The following is a 19166-nucleotide window of genomic DNA, read 5'->3' as shown; positions in this document are numbered from 1 at the left end:
ATTCCGGATGCCCAATCTATATTACATCTTTCCTGCAAGACACCGCTATTTTTTCACCTTGCCCGTTGTCCGGTTCGGGGCCATTTCTGTCCGACTCCCCTCCTTTATACAAGGACAGACACACGCGCTTGGATAGCTTTGATCAAAACCAATACGCATGATCACGAATACCCATCCCCGCAAAAAAAACCTCGCCTGGAAACTCGCTGCGATCCCTGTGGCTGCACTGGTCGTAATACAATGTATACAGGAACCGCTGGAATCAAAGGCCGTCACAGCTGAGATCCAGGCGCCGAAAGAAGTAATGGCAATATTTGAGCGCTCCTGTTACGACTGCCATTCCAATAACCAGGAACTACCCTGGTACAATAAGATAGCCCCTGTATCCTGGCAGGTAAATAAAGACATTACCCGCGCACGTGAAGTATTGAACTTCTCAGAATGGGGACACCTCTCTAAAAAGGAACAAGTAGGCAAGTTCTGGGGGATACTGAATATGGTGAAGTCTGGCAAAATGCCGCTGCCGCGATATACGCGGGTACACCCCGGCGCCACCGTAACACCCGCTGAAATAGAAACCATCAAAGGTTATGTGTTGTCAATCACCGATCGTCAGCCGGCCGACAGCAACACGATCAAGGCAGCCACCCAGGCGTACGACCAGTGGAAAGAGAAAAAGACCACGAAGAACAACCCACCCGTATCTCCCAACGGCATCGTTTACTCCGATGAATTCAAATCCTGGAAAGTCATCAGTATGAGTACCCTCTACGATAAATCCATGCGCGTGATCTACGGCAACGACATTGCCGTGAAAGCGATCCGGGAAGAGAACTTTCATCCCTGGCCCGACGGCGCCATCGTTGTAAAAGCAGTATGGGAGCAGATCGAAAATCAATACGGCGAAGTACGGCCCGGCAAATTCATCAACGCACAGTTCATGGTGAAAGATGCTGCCCGGTACCAGGACACCGAAGGTTGGGGATTCGCCAAATTCAACGGCGAAGCACTTACCCCCACCGGTAAAACTGTCAACTTCGCCACCATCTCCTGCATCAGCTGTCATCGCCAGCTGGCCAAAGAAACCGGCTTCCTGTTCAACGTTCCTTTAAAACTCAATCCTGCCAAATAATATCAAATATGAAAGCAATCATACTTACCACACTCAGCATAGCAATCATGACAACCGCCTGCCGCCAGGCAGCCGACAAAACGCACACCCGCATCGTATATGATGCAGGCGCCCGGCGGGTAATCACCCATGCCGTAAATAAGAAACTGGAAACCATGTCCATCCTCTACGGCAACGCATCAGCCTATAACACGGCCCTCGCGGGCAATGGACTTCACCAGGCAAACGAACTTTACACCTTCGTCACCTGGCGCTACCACGAGAATCCATTATGGTACGGCAGCAAGGTCAATGGTGAACTGCTAAGTGTAGAACATCTGCGTATAATATCACCTGACGATGCGCCCGCACAAATGGACTACCAGGTAGAAAGCGGCGAAGTACTACCGGTAAATGGCCGCCTCCTGAGCCGCGAAGAACGTATCCGGTACCTGCTTGAATACCATCCTTCCATTATGCCATAAAAAAGGGGTTAGGTATCAGAAAAAGAAATGGTTCACATAGAATTTTTTATGTGAACCATTTCTTTTTCTACTAATACCCGGCACGCCGGATGTCCTGTTGAAACCCCGATATGTCCGCTTCGCCGGAATGCAGCTGGTATAGCCACTTTCCATTCCGCAACTTTGTGTCGTCAATCACCTGAAAACGTATTAACTATGACACAGAAATCCACACGCATCATCTACTGGACCGGCGCATCTCTTTTATCTTTATGGTTTGGCGCCAGCGGATTCTTCGAACTGACCCGCAATCCCATCGTATGGGAGATCACACAGCAACTGGGTTACCCTGCTCATTTCATTTACATTCTTGGGGTATTCAAGCTCGCGGGAATCGCAGTACTACTGATACCTGATAAACTGCTCCGCCTGAAGGAATGGGTATTTGCCGGTATCTTCTTCGATATTCTTTTCGCCTTCTTCTCAAAGATCGTCGTACTGGGCTTTCCCGCTACAATAGATGCCATCATTGCCTTCACCATTGTGAGTGTGACATATACGATGTTCCGGAAATTATACCCTGCCACCTTCACAGTGGTTGCACACGAACATCAGCTGGCAGGCATTTGAGCCGCAAACGGATGTATAACAAAAAACCTGACAAAGACTGTCAGGCTTTTTTAATGCGATTATATATAGCTACATCAGCGTTCTTCCATCCACGAGAGAAAATTATGTGACTTCTCTTTATTCACAAGCAACTTCTCCGGCGTTTCTATCGCGAGCTTCACCAGCAGCTTACGCAGAAAGTAAGGCTCCACCTCCTTGATGGCCTTGAAGTTCACCAGGTTTTGCCGGTTCAGGCGATAGAACTGTTGCTGTGATACAGACTGCGCAATCTGGTCCAGCGACTGACTGATGGGGTATTGTTGTTTATCGAAGCAGAGTATCCACGTAGCATCGTACTTGATATAGAATAATGCAATATCCTCAATATTAATGGTGCGGTACTTCTGATGCTGGAATACCAGGAAAGTGGTCTTACCAGATGGTGGCATCAGCTTCGCCAGCAGATCGGTGAGATCAGGTGCAGCTTTCTGCTGAAAGAAATTCTTCAGTTCGTCCACTTTGCGGAGCGCTTCAGCAATATCTTCCTGGGAGAAGGGCTTCAGTATATAATCCACCCGTTACTTTTGAATGCCTCCAGGGTATATTCATCGTACGCTGTACAGAAAACTACCGGACACGTCACCTTTACCTGTTGGAAGATCTCGAAACAGCGGCCGTCTGCCAGCTGGATGTCCATAAAAATAAGGTCGGGCATGGTCCCTTCGGTGAGGGCCTTCACGGTACGTTCCACGCTCTGGTAACGCCCTGTGATCGTAGAGGCAGGCTTCAGCGCCAGGATAGCACGTTCCAGAGACTGCGCCGTTTTCAGTTCGTCCTCAACGATGATGATGTTCATATATCAGCGGTAATTTAATTTGAAATAATTGTTGCCCGTTCAGCACCTCCACCTCGCCGCCACTCAGATGACTGTAGCGCATGCTTATATTTTCGAGTCCTACTCCAAGGGAATCTTCCTCCCCGGACTTGCGCTGTACGTGGTTTTCCACCACGATCTTTCCACCATCTTCATACAACCTGATGTGTAGTGGTTTCTCCAGCGATACCACATTATGCTTGATGCAATTCTCTACCAGTAGCTGTAATGTAAATGGCGGCAGCAAGGTTTCCATCACAGCAGGCGGCAGCTCATTGTGAAACATCAGCCCGTCTTCAAAGCGGGCCTTTTGCAGGAACAGGTAAGCGCTCAGTATCTCCATTTCTTCTCTGACGTGTATCAGATCCAGCTTCCGGCTCTCCAGCGTATATCGGTAGAAGTTAGATAGCTTGATAATAAAAGGTACCGCTTCCTGTTCACCACTTTCCACCATCGCTTTAAGCGTATTGAGGCTGTTAAACAGGAAATGCGGGTTCACCTGTTGCTTGAGCAGTTCATACTGCGCACTGAGGTGATCCGTCCGGATACGCTCCAGCTCCATGTTTACATGCTGATTCTCGTGGTTCTGTTGCAGCAGATAGAGGAACATATAGAACACCAGGTTGATAAGGATACCCCTTACTTCCACCATCAGCATCGTAGGTCCGAAATCGATATGCGACAGGATCAGCTGCTGGATGTAAGCGAGGATGAACATCACCACAAGACCGAACAGCAAACTGCCCAACAGGTGCCGGTAAGAGATGCTTTGCCTGCGCGGCTGATGACTGCGGCGGCCAAGTACATAAATATTGAAATACCACATAAGTAGCGCAAAAGCGGCTGTGATAGCGGCATTCACCGCCGCCTCCGCAGCATTGAAGTGGCGGGACGCGAGTTGTGGTACGGAGGAGAGCAATCCCAATAGGATGGAACTGATCCATATCATCGCTGGTGAAATCTTCAATCCGGATGGCCGTTTTTCATTCATAATACGCTGAAGTCAGGCAAAGTAACAGATTATTGAGCAGATTAGTAAATTGCCTCCCTGGAGCATCGCTCGCCTATTCACCCCAAATCAGGAATTTGTTTACTTATAAGAGACACAGAACACCAGGTACCGATACCTGGTATATTATCACACCTTTAACCATATAACCACAAACCACAAGTTATGAAGACCAGATTTTTATTACTCGCCACGCTGGCCCTTTTCTCCTGCAAGAAGCAAGATCAGATTATGAGCCCGCAATCATCTCCCAACCCCGCCAAAACCGAATTGTCCGTAGGCCCGCCCTACAAAGTGGCATATTATGCGTTCGATAACGGCGGCCCGCGCCTGATTGATTTCGCACGTGAAGCTACGGTGGTAGTCCTCTTTGAAGCACATGAGTGGCGCTTTGTTGACAGCACTAAATACAAAGGGGATGACCTCATCTTCGCCAACCAGTATTACAAAAGCTATGGAGCTGTGATGTATGATGTAAAGATACTGCAAAACAGAGGCGTGAAAGTACTGATGAATGTAGACGATAATGCCGGATGGAGTACCAATAAGCCTTTCACAAAGTATGATAACAGTGTGCTGAACAATACCCAGTTCATTTCCCAAACCAAAAGATATGTACTGGACTCCCTGAAACTCGATGGTATCGCATTGGACATCGAGCATGGCGCAACGAATAACGCCAGCTACCGCTCTCTCCTGAAAGGACTCGGCAGTTATTTCGGACCACTTTCCAATAACCCTTCAAAGCTATACATCGCCGCCATATATTCCGGCGCGCCTGAAGGAGGTGCCATTGGTAAAGACACCAGCGTCGCTAAATACGTCAACTTTGTAGAGGATATGGGATACTGGGGTAATTATGTATCCCGATTCACGCAATGGTCAGACTATATAGGTGTATCAAAAGTGATGGTAGGTGTTTCCGCAGAAAGCAACTTCAAAAACCTCGCTAATGATACAGCCGCAGCAAAGTGGCAACCCGCCAGTGGGAAAAAGGCCGGTATAATGGTATATGCGGCCAACCTGGATTCCGGTTATACCAATACAGTATTTCGCGCGTTATCAAAATAAAACCAATAAGCATCTGGTGAATTGATTTTCACCGGATGCTTAATAAAGCTTATAACAACGTCATATCATTTGATTTCATCCGGCTTTTATCCTTCAGTAGCAGGGGGAGGTATTAGCTTCTCCAGCAGCCCCCTTAACTGTTCCATGGAATACGGCTTTGTAAGCAGGCCAACAGCTCCGGCTTCGAGGACGGCCGTTTGAGTCTCTGCATATCCCATCCCGGTTGCAATGATGACCGGAATGTTACGGACGGATGGATCTGCCTTCAGTCGCTTTGTGGTTGCTATGCCGTCCATAGTTGGCATAATATAATCCAATATAATTACATCCGGCTGTTCTTTATGAACCACCGATAGCACCTCTTCACCACTTGCGGCACAAATTACGGTACATCCCGTTTCTTCCAGCGTCATCTGTAAAAGCGAAAGATTTAAACGGTCGTCATCCGCAATCAGAATTTTATACTTAGGAATCACTGTATGCGACCAGCTGGTGGCCTGCAGATCTTTGGCCGGTTCCGGACATTCAATCAATGGGAGAGTTACGGTAAAACATGTCTTGTGATCCTTGCTCAACACGCTGATAGTCCCCCCCAGGCTGCGAACAGCATTGGCGCAAATAAACATGCCAAGGCCAGTGCTTTCTATACCTCTTTTTTTATCTGTGGTGAATGGTTCGAAGATTGTTTTTTGGAGCGAGTCAGGAATTGTATCCCCTGCATTGGAGACCCGGACAAAGAATTGCTCAATCCCAACGCCAACTTCAACAAAAATTGTAGTATAGGGATATGAATATTTCAGAGCATTCCCCATTAGATTGCGGATGATGCTATGGAATCTGGGCAGACCCAACTTTATACTTGGGGGCAGGTTCTCTTCCACTTTCACATCTATCTCCAGATTTTCGGATTTCGCGATAATTGTATATTTTGACATCAAATTCCCTAAAACATCTTTCAGGTTTACAACCTCCTCGGTAGTATCTATTGTTTTACCAGCTTCTATACTAGCCATACCTAGCTCAGTATTAACAATAGTATTGGCTGTTTGAGTTAACTGCTGTAGCTCTTTGATTAAGTTATTAATACTTTTAATATCTAGTCCCCGACTGATTTCTTGCTTGAACTGGCCGGTTATATGCTCTATTGCGAATAACTCATTACGCAATTCATGAACAACCAAACTATAGAGCATGGTTTTGGAATAGATGGATTTGTTGAGCGCAATGTTATCATCCCATGCATATTTATAAATTGGTTTTGCGATTATAAGTATTAAGAAGATAACGCCTACTATCGCCAAACTTTGCAGGGTACATGCCACATTATTGTCTATTTTTATTCTATCCCCATAAAAATAGTTGACCTGCAATAGTCCCATGGTAATTATTGCACCAGCCAGACAGATTCTGCGCAATGCTTTTTCCCTGAAAATCAGATAGGTCATCGCTATAAGGAACAGAACCATAAAATGTAATTGGAGCAATGAGCCGAGCAGGAAAGCAAAGTAGGTTACGGCCACACATTGCAGAAAAAAAAGTAGCAGCCCTGCCGCTTTATACTTGCCATAATGATTTAAGACCAATACCAGGTTATTAATACAAAATTCGATAACCACTGCTGCCAAAATATTTCCATAGCCTGTAAAGTATCGTACAATCGGTGTCATAAACAGAAGACAGGCACTGATCCCCAGGCTGACCCTGTTCACTAGTATCACACGTTTTACATGGTCTTCATCTTCCAGGTGGGATGTCCCGGCTCGCTCCAGCTGAGACAGCAAAGAGCCGGGGTTCATTCGAGGGGTAATGGTTAAATGGTCCATAGATATGATTAGGTAATAAAGGAACTTCCCGTGAGTGTTATTTTGAGTGTAATGCTGATCGGTTATTTAACAGCTGTTGCATTTCGAAAATGTAACCTGAATATACGTATTTTTCAAACAAAAAAACACGCTGCAGCCCGACAGAAATCACCCCCGCAAGCTGTTAGGCGTGATCCCAAACTTCTGTTTAAACGCCCGTTGAAAATGTTGGGAATGCGTATAGCCGAGATCGTAAGCAATCTCTGTCATCGTCATATCTGTTCCCCGGATCAGTTCCTCCGCCTTTTTCATGCGCAAATCCCGGATGTAATCAGAAACAGTAGTGCCAAACACCTGCCTGAATCCCGCTTTTAATTTGTATTCATTCAACTGGCATGCTTTAGCCAGCGTCTCCAATGTGATCTGCTCCTGTAGAGAACCAGACAATATCTGCGTAGCATAATGCAGCCTTTCAATATCTGTATCACGTAGCTTTATACCTGAAGTCCGCTCAGGTTTCTCCAGCATGGATACTCCCTGCCAGCAAAACAGTTCATTCACCAGCGACTCGTAATAAAGACTTCTCAGCCGCTCCGGTGCCGGGGCATCCCAGAGACGTTGGATCATACGGGATATATGCAAAGAAAGTCCTTTGTGTGGCGCCTCGTGGAAGAATGGTTCACAACGTTGCAGTTTATCAGAAACGTATTCAAACTCCGGCAAATACTCATTAAAGAGATACAACGTCCTCTCTACCGGCATATAAACACTGACAATCCTGTAGCTCCCATTCCCCACCAACCTGTTTTCTTCATCCGCATCGGGATTGAACAAAAAGTAGTGACTACCTTCCGGCAACAGATAGTCATGAAACAAACCATCCTGAGATTGATAAAAACTCCCCTTCAGCATAAAGCTGAACTCCACCCACCCGGGTTGATTGTAATGTTGCCAGGCAGGCACTTCCCTGTCAGTTACGGTATTTGAATCCATAATGATGAAGTCGTTCCCGCGATAAATCTCAAGGGTAATACGCCGTTCCGCAAGATCATTCTCAAGCGTCTGCTGCTCAAACGGCACCACCTTTTGAAGTAACAGATTGATGACATTCTGTGTATTATCTTTTCTCAAAGTATCTTTCCTTTTAACCTGTTTCTATTATGAGCCTATCATCGTAGACGAAATCACTGCCCATAAATTGTACCTCCCACCTGATATCTCTTTGCTGTAATGGTACACTTTAATCCGTTTTATGCACAGCATCCCGCGCCGGGCGGTCGAAATTTGTGTAAAATTATTTAACAGCAATGAAAAAGAATAATAGGAAGACGCAGGTTATTGTAGTCGGTGGTGGCATTACTGGCCTGGCTGCGGCATTATTCCTGACACAACAGGGCGTTGATTTTATTTTGATAGAAAAGCGCGGCGGCACATCCGTTCATCCGCGGTCCAGAACCATTGACGTCAGGACTATGGAAGTATTCAGAGGGCTCAGACTTAGCACAGCGCTGCGCGAAGGCGGCAAAGCGTTAGCGCCTGCCTGGGGCATCCTGCATGCCAGCACATTGGTGGAAGCCCTGCAAACATATCCCGGCAAACTCATGTCTCCCGCTCAACTGATAGCTTCCAATAAAGAAGTGGAAGCATTCGCACAGCAATCTCCCGAAAGCATATGCCGTTGTACCCAAGACATCAGCGAAGCCATCATGTATGAGCACGCCGTAAAGCAGGGTGCAGACATTCGCTTCCATCATCAGTTGTTGTCCTTTGAACAACACCCGCACGATGTAACAGCTTTGGTGCAAAACAGGCTGACCAGAGAAGAATATACGATTACAGCAGATTATATGGTGGCTGCGGATGGCGCCAATAGTTTTGTAAGAAACCAGTTAAACATCCCCACATCCGGCAATGGTTCATGGACAGATTTGTTGAACATCTACTTTGAAGCCGATCTGGCATCTTTAGTCACAGGACGGGCGTTCAGTCAGTTGCTGATTGAAACGCCTGAAATAACCGGTTTCCTCTTAACCATTAACAACAATGACAAATGGGCATTTCATTTACGCTACTATCCTGAAAATGGCGAAACAGCGGCTGACTATCCGGAAGAAAAACTAAAGACTACCCTTCACCGGATACTGGGTATAACGGACATAAAAATTACTATTCTTAAAGTGCTGCCCTGGCAGCTAACCGTGAGAATTGCCGGTCGGCAACGCATCAACAGGATCTTTCTCGCCGGAGATGCGGCGCATACTATGACCCCCTACGCCGGCAAAGGTGCGAATACAGGCATCCAGGATGCGCAGAATCTGGCCTGGAAACTGGCGGCAGTATTAAAACAACAGGCAACTGATACTTTACTGGATACCTACGATACAGAACGTCAGCCGGTAGGCGCTTACTACGCTACCCTCTCAGGCGAGCTGGCCGGTAAGAATGGTTTGGTAAATGATACACTGCTGCTTACCAAAGCCACAGAACTGATGGGACTACCCAATTTTGGCTATCAGTCGTCAGCAGTGAAAAGACACACTGATCTGCCATTCACTTACTTTGCAGGAGAACCCGGAACACGGGTTCCACATATCTGGCTGGATGAACAACAGACGCTCTCCTCGCTGGACTGGATAAATGGGCAATTCGTTTTAATCGCCAACGGCAGTAATAACTGGCGGGCCGCATGCGAGGAAGTGAGACAGCGGTTGTCCATCGATATACGCTTAATAACATTAACCGGTAACGGTACGCTGGAAAAATGGAAACAAGTCACCGGCACCACAAATGAGGATGCCTTACTTATCAGACCCGATGATTTTGTAGCGGCCAGATTATCTGTAACAGACAACCTGTTGAATGTGATGCAATTCATTTTGGGTAGAATTGATGCATAGTCATAGGAGATTTCATCATTTTCTAATGGTCGTTCGACTGGCTCTAACGGCCGTCTAATGCCTGATGCTCTCCGCCTGAATATTCTCTGGTTGTCATTCATCTGCCCACAGAGGGTCCCTTCACTACAATAGAAATGCCGGTAGAATCTACCGGCATTTCTATTGAGCGTATATTATTGCTGCAACTGGATCTTTTCCTGTGTCACTAACTTGCCATTGGCTTCTATCCGCACAATATACATACCTGAGGGTCCGCTTATATTAAAGGAATTCCCTCGCAGTCTCTCTCTCTTTACAAGCCGTCCCTGTAGATCATATATGCTCAAAACAGCACCATCCGGAACATGGCCATCTCTGATATAAACAAGCCCACTGGTAGGACTAGGGAACATAGACAATTTATTAACATCCAACCGGCTCGTCATAGATTCTTTTGTCTGCAGATTTCCCGACGGGCAAGGGCGCACTTCCACCTTAACAGGGCGTCTCCGCGGATACTCACATGTGAAGGCTGAAGTCACGTAGTAAGTGGTAGACGTTGCCGGACTCACGGAGAAGAAATTACCCGTATGCAACAATGTGCCGCCAGAAGGGCTATCATACCACCGTATCTGGGGTAAATTCGAAAGTGAATAAAATGCATGCAATGTTACGCTGGTTCCTAAGCATATAGCCACACTATCGGCGTCTACTTCCGGATAGACCGCAAAAGCACCGAAGCTAAAATTACCCGGTACAGTATCAGAGACACAACCTGTTACCGGGTTTATGGCTTGCACATAAATCGAAGCATTTACAAAAGCGTAACTCTGCGGATTAGGTACGACAATCATGTTATTATTGACTACCGTGAACGACGTGTCCCTTACGTCCACATCTGTCCTGAATTGTACGTAAACACGATAATTCAGGCCGTTTTGATGATTTAATATGGGAATAGTTGCATCGGTACAAAGTGGGACGGTAGGCGTTGTATAAGATGGATCCGGCAAACGCGTAACAAAGACCGTCACATGGGTTCTCTGCGGATTTTCACAAATAAGGCCGGCCGCCGCATAATAAGTAGTTGTTTGTGAGGGGCTCACTGTAAAGTATTCACCAGTGTGCAGCAGGTTACCGCCAACAGGTGCATCATACCATCGTTTAGAGGGGAACGTTGAAGTAGGGGTTACTGCATGCAACGTCGCACTGTTTCCTAAACAGATCGTCAAACTATCTTTATCCACTACCGGCTTCTCAGCATTCCCGCCAAATGTGAAAACTTTATGAATGGAATCAGAAGTGCAACCTGTGAACGGATTAACGGCCTGCACATAAACATCTATCGGTGAGGAAGTGAAAAGCAGGATATTCCTGACTAATACGGAATCATTATCAATTACGGTATAAGAGGTGTCTTTTCTAACATCTAGAAAAAGGTCCCTGTAAATAACGCGGACGTTATAATTTGTTCTCGCTGAATGGTTGGTAATCGGTAGCCAGACGTCGCCGCAAGCTGAATTAACAGGCACTGTGTAGGAAGGTGCAGCTGGCTTACCTGGGTTTCGGTAGGCATAATAAATACGGAAAGTGTTCAACAGTCCAAGCAGGGCGCTGTTTAATGTCACCTTAATCCGGTCAAAGGGCCGGGTGGGATGCAGTATTGCTTCTGCACGGGTGTTATTTTGTAATAACCGCAGCACACTGCTGTCTAATGTTCGTACATCATTATTGGCCGCATTACCGTTGTAGGTCTGTATGGTAACTCCGCCAAAGAGATTGGCCGACAACAAGGCATCACCGCTGCCAATTCCAATCACCAGCGAGTCGCAACCGCTGTTACTTACTGAGGGGAATATCAAGGTCTGGTAAACCGTCACCCCCAGCAAACCAGCGGTAATGGCAAAAGAGGAATAATCATTAAGATTGCTGTTATTTACTGCATTGTTTGGGTTTACAACACCACACAGGAGACAAATTCCCGTAGTGCCATTAGTTTGGCTGCTGGCATATATCTGCTGTGCATGTAAAGGTCTGCATAACATACATACGAGGACTCCTATGAACAACATTGTCCATTTGAAAGGGTAGAATTGAATACACATAAGAAAAGGGGTTTAATGAATAGTATTAAATAATTAAAACGAGGGAATAAAGGACTATACATTGTATTGGTTCACTGGGCCTGGTCATTTCGGGTTAATTGTACTGTTATTTTTCGGACTTATAGGAAGATGTAAGAGATAATGGAGAGTAAAGCCATTCTCCCCAGATAAAATAAGATATGCTATGTCTGTTATCCGGGTAAAACTATTCTAATATGCCCGGACTCGACGAAGTTAGCTTTTTATAATGCATCGCATTAACAGTTTGGCCGCTATTGGAAAGGAGAGGTCAGGTATGGGATCCTGTCTTTTCTCTCTGCACTACGGTATCTCCTGCACGCTTACTACCCGAACGTGCAAAACCGTTTCTGATACCATGAAACAAAATCGGGAAAACAAACGAAGGCTTTAACATGATATTCAAGCCTCCCTGCAGGTGCATCATCTTCAGGAAGTCCCGGCTCACATGTTCATTGGAAGCACTTAATGTAATCGCGTTCTTTACCACCCAGAAAGCGATGGACGCACCAAAAGGACGCTTCCCCTTTGTTTGCGGGTATCCCAGATCAATAGTGGAGGTTACCAACCAGGGAATATCTGTAAAGGCCGCAAGCTTCCGCTGGAACTTCTTTGATAATCCTTTTAACCGGTCCCCACCCCCCGTGGAAGCAGAGAGGTATTGCTGCAATATAGCAGCCGCGCCCGCGGCAATAGAAATACCCTGACCGAAAATGGGATTCAATACACAAACAGCATCTCCCGTTACAATAAGCCCATCCGGGAAAGCGGTCATCTTCTCATAGTGTCTCCTTATGCATTTCTGTGTATTAAACACGTGGGTATCACTTATAGGAACCTTGTCCTTAATCTGGTTATAAATGGCATCATGGCGCAAGGACTTCGCAAATGCCAGAAATCCGGCGTCATCAACAGGAGCATGATCTCCGAAGTAGCCGCTCATGGTAACAATCCACTGCTTGTTCTGAACTTTTGAAAGCGTTCCTGCCCGCCAGGAGCCGGGAAACTTCGGGTATATCGCCAGAAACTGCCAGTCTTCCTGAAAATCATCAGGGCATTCATACCTTCGGCTGGCGTATCCCAGCTGCAGATCAATTTCTACAGTATCAGGTGCATCATAACCTAAGTTCTTCAACCATTCAGGAGTTTTTGATCCCCTACCGCCTGCGTCTACCGTTAAATCCGCGGTGATCTCCTCCCTCCTTCCTGCTTTATCAATCATGATTACCCCGTTGATCCTGGTCTTATCTGTAGTAGTCAGGAAACCGGCTGCGGTACATTTGTCTCTGATGATTACATTTTTATGGCGTTGCAGCAGATATTTCCTGATGGTAAAATCAAAATATGGCCGCAAAGACAATATCGCTTTATGCCCGTTTGTATACCGCCCCTGCCATACACCCTGTATATTCCAGGCGATATCCCTTGACGTATCCGCCACACTGGCCCCCGATGCCTGTAAGTCTTTTATGATTCCCGGAAAGAATGATTCAATAACAGAGATGCCCTTGTCCAATAATATGTGAGAATGATTTTCCTGGGAAACCTTCTTACGGGGTTGTGCATCATCTGGGATAGTGTCTCTCTCAAGAATGATTACTTCCTTGAAAAAATCGGCCAGCACACAGGCCATCAGTAATCCGGCAACACTACCTCCGATAACAACTGCCAACTGGTTTTGCTTTGCATTATTCATAAGTCTGCATTTAGGGGTATTTCCAGCTTGTATATTGCCCTGGCAGGAAAATCACTTCATTAACTCAAACGCCGGTTGTAATTTCAGATTATTCCATGAAGTCAGACTGCCGGATGTTGAATCTAAAGCTATTACATTAAATTGGGAATGACCAAAAAGTATTTTTTTTCCCGCAGAGGCGCAAAAAGGCAAACAAGCGAAGACCGGAGCAAGTTTTTAAGCTCGCAAAGTGAGGAGACCATACAGAATTAATATATTATAATCTTCCCACTTTGCGGGCTTAAAAACTTGCTCCGGTCTTCGCCACTAAGATTTTTTACTTTTTGCGCCTCTGCGGGAAAAAAAATACTTTTCGGTCAGCCCCAATAATCTTTTAGTTTTTCAGTACCCTCCCCAATCTTTATTCGGTTGATTCCCCATCTCCAGTTCCAGGATGCCACCAGCAGCTATCACCGAATGATCGATCCAGCACCTGTTGTACGGTTTGCCATTCAGCCTGGCTGAACGGATGTAAATATTCTCCGGTGAATTATTCCGCGCAAGGATGGTAAAGGTCTTCCCTTTTGCATAATGAGGATCAAGTGTCATCTCTACTTTTTCGAACAGCGGACTGGTGATCTCCCAACGCGTATCACCCGGACAAACAGGGTGCAATCCGCTGGCGGCTAACACATACCAGGCCGACATCTGGCCAACATCTTCATTTCCCACGAGTCCTTCCACGGAGTTATGATAGGCTCTGTGGCAGATGGCACGTGTCCATTGCTGAGTAAGCCAGGGTGAGCCCAACCGGTTAAAGAGAAATGGTACATGGTGCACCGGTTCGTTAGCATGGTTGTAGTACTGATTCCAAAGAAGGTTTTCAGGGGCCTTTTCAAAAAAATGCTGCAGGTCCGAAATCACAGCTCGCGGGCCTCCCATCAGTTGCACCATACCAGGAATATCATGCGGAACAAACCATCCTTGTTGATAGGGGTTACTTTCAACGGTGCCATATCCTTCTTCCATTCTACCCGCTGCCGGCCAGCGTGCCCAACTGCCGTCCTTTTTCCGTGGCCGGAACCAGTGAACACTGTCATCCCAGATATTCCGGTAGCTGGCTGCCCGGCGGGCGTACTTTTCCGCATCACTCTTTTTCCCCAACGCCGCAGCAAGCCTTGAAAGATTCCATTCTGAAAATCCGTTCTCCAGTGTTACGGAGATATTACCGGGCTCCCAACCATTCTTGTTTCCCAATCGTTCACATGTATTAACGGCGAATGTATACGCCTTCTTCACATCGTAATCTCTGATCCCTTTGGCATATGCATCCGCAAGTACTACCACAGCGGGATTGCCTACCATACAGCCACTATATGCATTGAGGAACTCCCAGCGTTCCAGGTAACCTGTACCATTCTGGTCAGCCAACTCCACCATGCTGGCAATCAGATCATTTACCATCCTGGGGTTAATGATCGTCTGTAGCGGCATCTGGCTGCGGAATACATCCCAACCACTGAAAATACTGTGTTTGGTGAATTGCGTTGTCTGATGTGGTTTTCCATCTCCACCCGGATATGTACCATCTACATCCGACAGGCTTCTCGGATCAATCAGTGTATGATACAGGGCTGTATAGAAGATGGTTTTCTCATCGGCTGTCCCTCCCTTAATCTGTATTTTCGCCAGTTCCTTGTCCCATAACCGCTGTGTTGCTTCATGCACCTGATCGAAATTCCAACCGGTAATCTCCTTCTTCAGATTCTTCTCCGCTCCTTCCATGCTAACGAAGGATATGCCTGTTTTCAATAATACCTGATCCCCCGCTTTCGTGGCGAACTGGTTATAGAATCCGATATGGCTGCCTTCCTTTTTTCGGATCATCGGCAGCACTGTGTCTTTGCTCCATACTCCATATTGCGTAATAGGCCGGCTGCACTGCGCATAAAAGTATACTGTATAATCAGCATGCCCGGCGCCGTGTCCCCAGCCTCCACCTTCAGGCGGACACTTCATCCAGCCACGGATCGTATGATCATCCACCACCTCTACATACTGAGCCGTGGATGTTCCCCCTACGCGTCTCGCCAGGTCAATCTGCAGACGGCTGCTGTCATTTGCAGGAAACGTAAATCGCATCATCGCGCTATGCGGTGCGGCGGTCACCTCAGACAATATATCATACTTCGTGAGCCTTACGGCATAATATCCCGCTGAGGCCTTCTCAGAAGCCTTATCATACTTACTGCGATAGCCTTTCTCGTCCCGCCCTTCTTTACCAGCCGTTGTCCACAGTTGCCCGGTCGTCGGCATCACCAGGAAATTACCCAGGTCGCCATACCACCCCACTCCACTCATCTGCGTACAGGCAAAACCTTCAATAGTGGTATGTTCATAACTATACCCCGATCCGTTATCACCTCCGGTAATGGTATTAGGGCTCACCTGTACGAGTCCGAAAGGAGTGGCCGCACCAGGAAAGGTCTTACCCAGGCCGGCAGCGTTTCCTCCGCGGGCAATGCTCGTACTCGCACCGATAAATGGATTAATAAAAGACGATAACCTCTTTTCTCCCGGCGGCTGGCCTATAGCCTTCAGAGAGGTAATTGCAAAGAGACATGCGGTATAATAACTTCTGTTCATACAAATGGACAAACTTCCGGGAAGTCATGCGATCAAGCTACATTAAAATTGACTTATCCTAACGCTATTTTTGCCATCTTCTATAGATTTGCTGAATAGCAAGCATAAGTAGTACAATTACAACTAATAGTTTCCCCCTTCTTGTCGATTCTCAACAGGAAGCAGAATATCTTTGCAGTATCAAAAAAAGTCATTGTATATGGATACCAGGATCATCGGCGGTAAAATTGCCAAAGCGCGGAAAGCAATGGGTATGTCTCAGGCGCGGCTTGCCCAGCAGCTATATATCAGCCCTCAGGCAGTAGGGAAATGGGAACGTGGAGAATCCATGCCAGACATCACTACCTTTAACCGCCTTGCGGAGATCCTGGATGTTGACCTTAACTATTTCTCAGAAAGCGCACCAGCTGAAGCGAATGAAGTGTCGCCGGATGAATCCCCGGCGAAGCAGCCTGTGAAGGAAGTGGATACGCTCTCCCGTTCACAGGAACGGCAGGTGCAGATAGACCTCACCGCCGTTGATCTGCAAAAGAGCGACTTCGCGGGCGTTGTGCTACACAAAGGAAAGTTCGAAGTGAGCCCATTGCGTGGCGCTAACTTTGCCGGCGCGGACTTAACAGGTAGTTCATTTAAAACCCTGGACGCACGTGAAGCCAATTTCGATGGCGCGAACCTGACAGACTGTAACTTCTCCATCACCGACCTTACAGACGCCAGCTTCCATAAATCCATCCTGGTACGCACCACGCTGACCATGTCAGGACAAGGCGCCAGGTTCACGGATGTAACCCTGATAGATGTCAACCTGAACAGGACTGACCTTAGGAAAACAATCTTTGAGCACTGTATTTTTAACGGTGTAGACTTTAACCACTGCGATCTGCAGGGCTTGTGCTTTGAAGGGCAGACCTTCACCGGCGTCCGGTTCAATAAGTCTGCCCTGAAAGATGTATCGTTTAGAGGAGCTACGCTCCGGAACGTGTCCTTCACCCTGCCTTTTTCCCTGACCAACAAATCTTACCACATATTCAAAACCGCCTGCTTTGACGGCGCTACGATGGATAAACTAACCTATGCAGCACTTAAAGGCTTACGCGTCACCGATCTGTCGAAGGTTATTGTTATATAATTTCAGCTTGACGCTGGTAACGCGCCGGAATCAAAACACGATCCTTTAAGCACCGACAGACACCAGCTGCTGTGCTTTTTTTCTTCCCCGCATATATATTACCAGTCCGGCAAACGCAACAATAAGTATCACCGGAATGATCAGCGTGGTATTGAGTATTTCAGGACCGGCAGCCTTCTTTGCTTCAGCCATTGCCGTTGCCATGTCTGACCCCGGAGGTGCTTCATTATACAATTTCAGATCAGCGCCGGCAGGCAGTTTCTGCGCCAGCAATGCGTCATAATGTCCGCCTATAAACATCATATACAGGGATACTGCAAACATACCTGCTCCTCCAAGGAAATTCAATCCTACTGCGCCGGTACGGGGCAGATTCTCCGATACAAATCCCAGCATAGTGGGCCAGAAATAACATACCCCTATCCCAAAGATCAGGGCGCCCACAAAAATCATATTGCCAGTGGTATGACCAAGCAAATAGATACCCAGCGCAGAAAAAATAGCTGATAATAACAATACCCCCTGTGGAGATAACCGGTGCACTACCGGTTCTGCCAGCCCGCGTCCTATCACCATCACGCCAGTCGTAAGGGTAAGGATCAGGATAGCATTGCTGGTTACGTTTCTTAATAATACATCGATCCACTGGTTCGTAAATAATTCTGTTATCGCCGTACCAAACATACACACCATCATAAACAGGAAAAGTGGATTCAGCAGTGATTTATACATATCGCCGGTAGAAACACCCGCCGCTATACGTTCTGTAACAGGGAACTTTAGTTTGGAGAACAGATAACCATAGATCAACGTAGGGATAAGCATAGTGCCCACCTGTATTTTCCAGCCAATACCCATTTTATTAAAGGCCAGCACAATCAGTGTTCCAATAACGATACCGCCAGGAAACCAGAGATGGAAGTGATTAAGCTTAGTAGTTTTATTATCAGGGTAGATAGCTGCTACCAGCGGATTGCAAGCTGCTTCTACTGTGCCATTGGCAATACCGATGAATAAGGTAGATATATAAAGCGTCCAATAACCACTGGCAAAAATAGTAAGCAAAATGCCCAGCAGGTGAAACACAAAAGCCATGACCAGCAATTTCTTCATACCGATGATGTCAACAACCATCCCGCCGATAATAACTGCCAGTGGGAATCCCCAGAAAGCGGAAGCTGCAATGGTGCCCAGTTCGCTTTTACTCAGGTTAAATTCAGTACCCCAGGTATCGAGTAGTCCGGCCCGGATGCCAAATGATAACGAGGTAACAAGAAGCGCAAAACAACTGGCCCAGAAAAGCTGGCCGCGGTGGATATTTGGTTGCATAACAAAAGAGTGTTTATATCGTTAATAAATACTTTGGTAAAGGGTATAAAAATGATAACGTGGTCTATCCCTCCTTTCATAAGGCTATCACAGATTCAGTGCTCAAAAGACAGCTGATTGCCAAAGCTGAGCAGTACAGGCTGATTCATAACGTGGTAGCATAATTACTCAATGGTTTATAAAGATAGAAATATTATTCATTTCGTGCCACTGCAATTTTGATCTGTTTCACTGTTTTCTTTGCTGCTGCTCATCATGCCTTAAAGCCACAACCAGAAAGGCTACAAGATAATCATTCTTCTGAAAGATTATTTTTTCTTATGCAGAGAACAACCCTTCTCAAAAATTCTTCCGGAACCCCTGCAACTAAAAAAGCGCTACCTTCGCCCCCGAACCATAATAAATAAAACTGTCAGACGTATGCATCCCTCACCAGGGTATGAGTTCG

15 protein-coding genes are annotated in these 19166 nt (G+C 46.6%); 6 read left to right on the top strand and 9 right to left on the bottom strand.

Going from position 1 to position 19166, the window contains the following annotated elements; genetic code table 11:
• Positions 1-157 precede the first annotated feature (157 nt).
• From VM802_RS10925 to VM802_RS10915, 3 genes are all read left to right on the top strand, one after another.
• Positions 158-1132, top strand: coding sequence for a heme-binding domain-containing protein (locus VM802_RS10925; protein ID WP_325530266.1), 975 nt, complete (start codon positions 158-160; stop codon positions 1130-1132).
• Between the two features lie 8 nt (positions 1133-1140).
• Positions 1141-1596 carry a hypothetical protein gene (locus VM802_RS10920; protein ID WP_325530264.1) on the top strand — a complete coding sequence of 152 codons (456 nt, stop codon included), beginning with the start codon at positions 1141-1143 and terminating at the stop codon, positions 1594-1596.
• 195 nt (positions 1597-1791) lie between these two features.
• The gene (locus VM802_RS10915) at positions 1792-2205 is read left to right on the top strand and encodes a DoxX family protein (protein ID WP_325530262.1); all 414 of its coding nucleotides are present in this window, start codon (positions 1792-1794) and stop codon (positions 2203-2205) included.
• A 74-nt stretch (positions 2206-2279) separates the two neighbouring features.
• On the opposite strand, the gene VM802_RS10910 is transcribed toward VM802_RS10915, so the two are convergent.
• Genes VM802_RS10910 through VM802_RS10900 form a run of 3 tightly spaced genes read right to left on the bottom strand, consistent with a single transcriptional unit; the run spans position 2280 to position 4025 of the window.
• Entirely contained in the window at positions 2280-2759 is a 480-nt protein-coding gene (locus VM802_RS10910; RefSeq protein WP_325530260.1) for a LytR/AlgR family response regulator transcription factor, read from the bottom strand.
• On the bottom strand, positions 2744-3040 hold the full coding sequence (locus VM802_RS10905) for a LytR/AlgR family response regulator transcription factor (protein WP_325530258.1): 297 nt from the start codon (positions 3038-3040) through the stop codon (positions 2744-2746). The genes VM802_RS10910 and VM802_RS10905 overlap by 16 nt, the downstream gene beginning before the upstream one ends.
• Entirely contained in the window at positions 3021-4025 is a 1005-nt protein-coding gene (locus VM802_RS10900; RefSeq protein ID WP_325530256.1) for a sensor histidine kinase, read from the bottom strand. The genes VM802_RS10905 and VM802_RS10900 overlap by 20 nt, the downstream gene beginning before the upstream one ends.
• 207 nt (positions 4026-4232) lie before the next feature.
• Between VM802_RS10900 and VM802_RS10895 the strand changes: the two genes are divergently transcribed.
• Complete coding sequence (locus tag VM802_RS10895; protein ID WP_325530254.1) at positions 4233-5138, top strand: EndoS/ChiA family endoglycosidase; 906 nt, start codon at positions 4233-4235, stop codon at positions 5136-5138.
• 86 nt (positions 5139-5224) lie between these two features.
• On the opposite strand, the gene VM802_RS10890 is transcribed toward VM802_RS10895, so the two are convergent.
• Both VM802_RS10890 and VM802_RS10885 read right to left on the bottom strand, forming a co-directional pair.
• Positions 5225-6961 carry a hybrid sensor histidine kinase/response regulator gene (locus tag VM802_RS10890; RefSeq protein WP_325530252.1) on the bottom strand — a complete coding sequence of 579 codons (1737 nt, stop codon included), beginning with the start codon at positions 6959-6961 and terminating at the stop codon, positions 5225-5227.
• 147 nt (positions 6962-7108) lie between these two features.
• Positions 7109-8071 carry a helix-turn-helix transcriptional regulator gene (locus VM802_RS10885; RefSeq protein WP_325530250.1) on the bottom strand — a complete coding sequence of 321 codons (963 nt, stop codon included), beginning with the start codon at positions 8069-8071 and terminating at the stop codon, positions 7109-7111.
• Between the two features lie 176 nt (positions 8072-8247).
• On the opposite strand from VM802_RS10885, the gene VM802_RS10880 reads away from it, so the two are divergent.
• A complete protein-coding gene (locus tag VM802_RS10880; protein ID WP_325530248.1) occupies positions 8248-9837 on the top strand; it encodes an FAD-dependent oxidoreductase in 1590 nt (529 codons plus the stop codon).
• A gap of 173 nt (positions 9838-10010) precedes the next feature.
• On the opposite strand, the gene VM802_RS10875 is transcribed toward VM802_RS10880, so the two are convergent.
• The 3 genes from VM802_RS10875 to VM802_RS10865 form a co-directional block, all read right to left on the bottom strand.
• Positions 10011-11921 carry an Ig-like domain-containing protein gene (locus VM802_RS10875; protein WP_325530246.1) on the bottom strand — a complete coding sequence of 637 codons (1911 nt, stop codon included), beginning with the start codon at positions 11919-11921 and terminating at the stop codon, positions 10011-10013.
• A 289-nt stretch (positions 11922-12210) separates the two neighbouring features.
• Positions 12211-13635, bottom strand: coding sequence for an NAD(P)/FAD-dependent oxidoreductase (locus VM802_RS10870; protein WP_325530244.1), 1425 nt, complete (start codon positions 13633-13635; stop codon positions 12211-12213).
• A gap of 381 nt (positions 13636-14016) precedes the next feature.
• On the bottom strand, positions 14017-16260 hold the full coding sequence (locus tag VM802_RS10865) for a GH92 family glycosyl hydrolase (RefSeq protein ID WP_325530242.1): 2244 nt from the start codon (positions 16258-16260) through the stop codon (positions 14017-14019).
• A 199-nt stretch (positions 16261-16459) separates the two neighbouring features.
• Here VM802_RS10865 and VM802_RS10860 point away from each other — a divergent pair, with 199 nt between their 5' ends.
• Positions 16460-17389, top strand: coding sequence for a pentapeptide repeat-containing protein (locus VM802_RS10860; protein ID WP_325530240.1), 930 nt, complete (start codon positions 16460-16462; stop codon positions 17387-17389).
• A 45-nt stretch (positions 17390-17434) separates the two neighbouring features.
• On the opposite strand, the gene VM802_RS10855 is transcribed toward VM802_RS10860, so the two are convergent.
• Complete coding sequence (locus tag VM802_RS10855; protein ID WP_325530238.1) at positions 17435-18718, bottom strand: MFS transporter; 1284 nt, start codon at positions 18716-18718, stop codon at positions 17435-17437.
• Between the last annotated feature and the right edge of the window lie 448 nt (positions 18719-19166).

Source organism: Chitinophaga sp., assembly GCF_035538455.1.
In the GTDB taxonomy this organism is placed as follows: Bacteria; Bacteroidota; Bacteroidia; order Chitinophagales; family Chitinophagaceae; genus Chitinophaga.
This window is presented reverse-complemented; position numbering and strand designations above follow the sequence as displayed.

Excerpts from the sequence above, each read along its gene's own strand:
- VM802_RS10925 (WP_325530266.1), top strand. The coding sequence starts at position 158 with ATGATCACGAATACCCATCCCCGCAAAAAAAACCTCGCCTGGAAACTC.
- VM802_RS10920 (WP_325530264.1), top strand. The coding sequence starts at position 1,141 with ATGAAAGCAATCATACTTACCACACTCAGCATAGCAATCATGACAACC.
- VM802_RS10915 (WP_325530262.1), top strand. The coding sequence starts at position 1,792 with ATGACACAGAAATCCACACGCATCATCTACTGGACCGGCGCATCTCTT.
- VM802_RS10905 (WP_325530258.1), bottom strand. The coding sequence starts at position 3,040 with ATGAACATCATCATCGTTGAGGACGAACTGAAAACGGCGCAGTCTCTG.
- VM802_RS10895 (WP_325530254.1), top strand. The coding sequence starts at position 4,233 with ATGAAGACCAGATTTTTATTACTCGCCACGCTGGCCCTTTTCTCCTGC.
- VM802_RS10890 (WP_325530252.1), bottom strand. The coding sequence starts at position 6,961 with ATGGACCATTTAACCATTACCCCTCGAATGAACCCCGGCTCTTTGCTG.
- VM802_RS10880 (WP_325530248.1), top strand. The coding sequence starts at position 8,248 with ATGAAAAAGAATAATAGGAAGACGCAGGTTATTGTAGTCGGTGGTGGC.
- VM802_RS10875 (WP_325530246.1), bottom strand. The coding sequence starts at position 11,921 with ATGTGTATTCAATTCTACCCTTTCAAATGGACAATGTTGTTCATAGGA.
- VM802_RS10870 (WP_325530244.1), bottom strand. The coding sequence starts at position 13,635 with ATGAATAATGCAAAGCAAAACCAGTTGGCAGTTGTTATCGGAGGTAGT.
- VM802_RS10865 (WP_325530242.1), bottom strand. The coding sequence starts at position 16,260 with ATGAACAGAAGTTATTATACCGCATGTCTCTTTGCAATTACCTCTCTG.
- VM802_RS10860 (WP_325530240.1), top strand. The coding sequence starts at position 16,460 with ATGGATACCAGGATCATCGGCGGTAAAATTGCCAAAGCGCGGAAAGCA.
- VM802_RS10855 (WP_325530238.1), bottom strand. The coding sequence starts at position 18,718 with ATGCAACCAAATATCCACCGCGGCCAGCTTTTCTGGGCCAGTTGTTTT.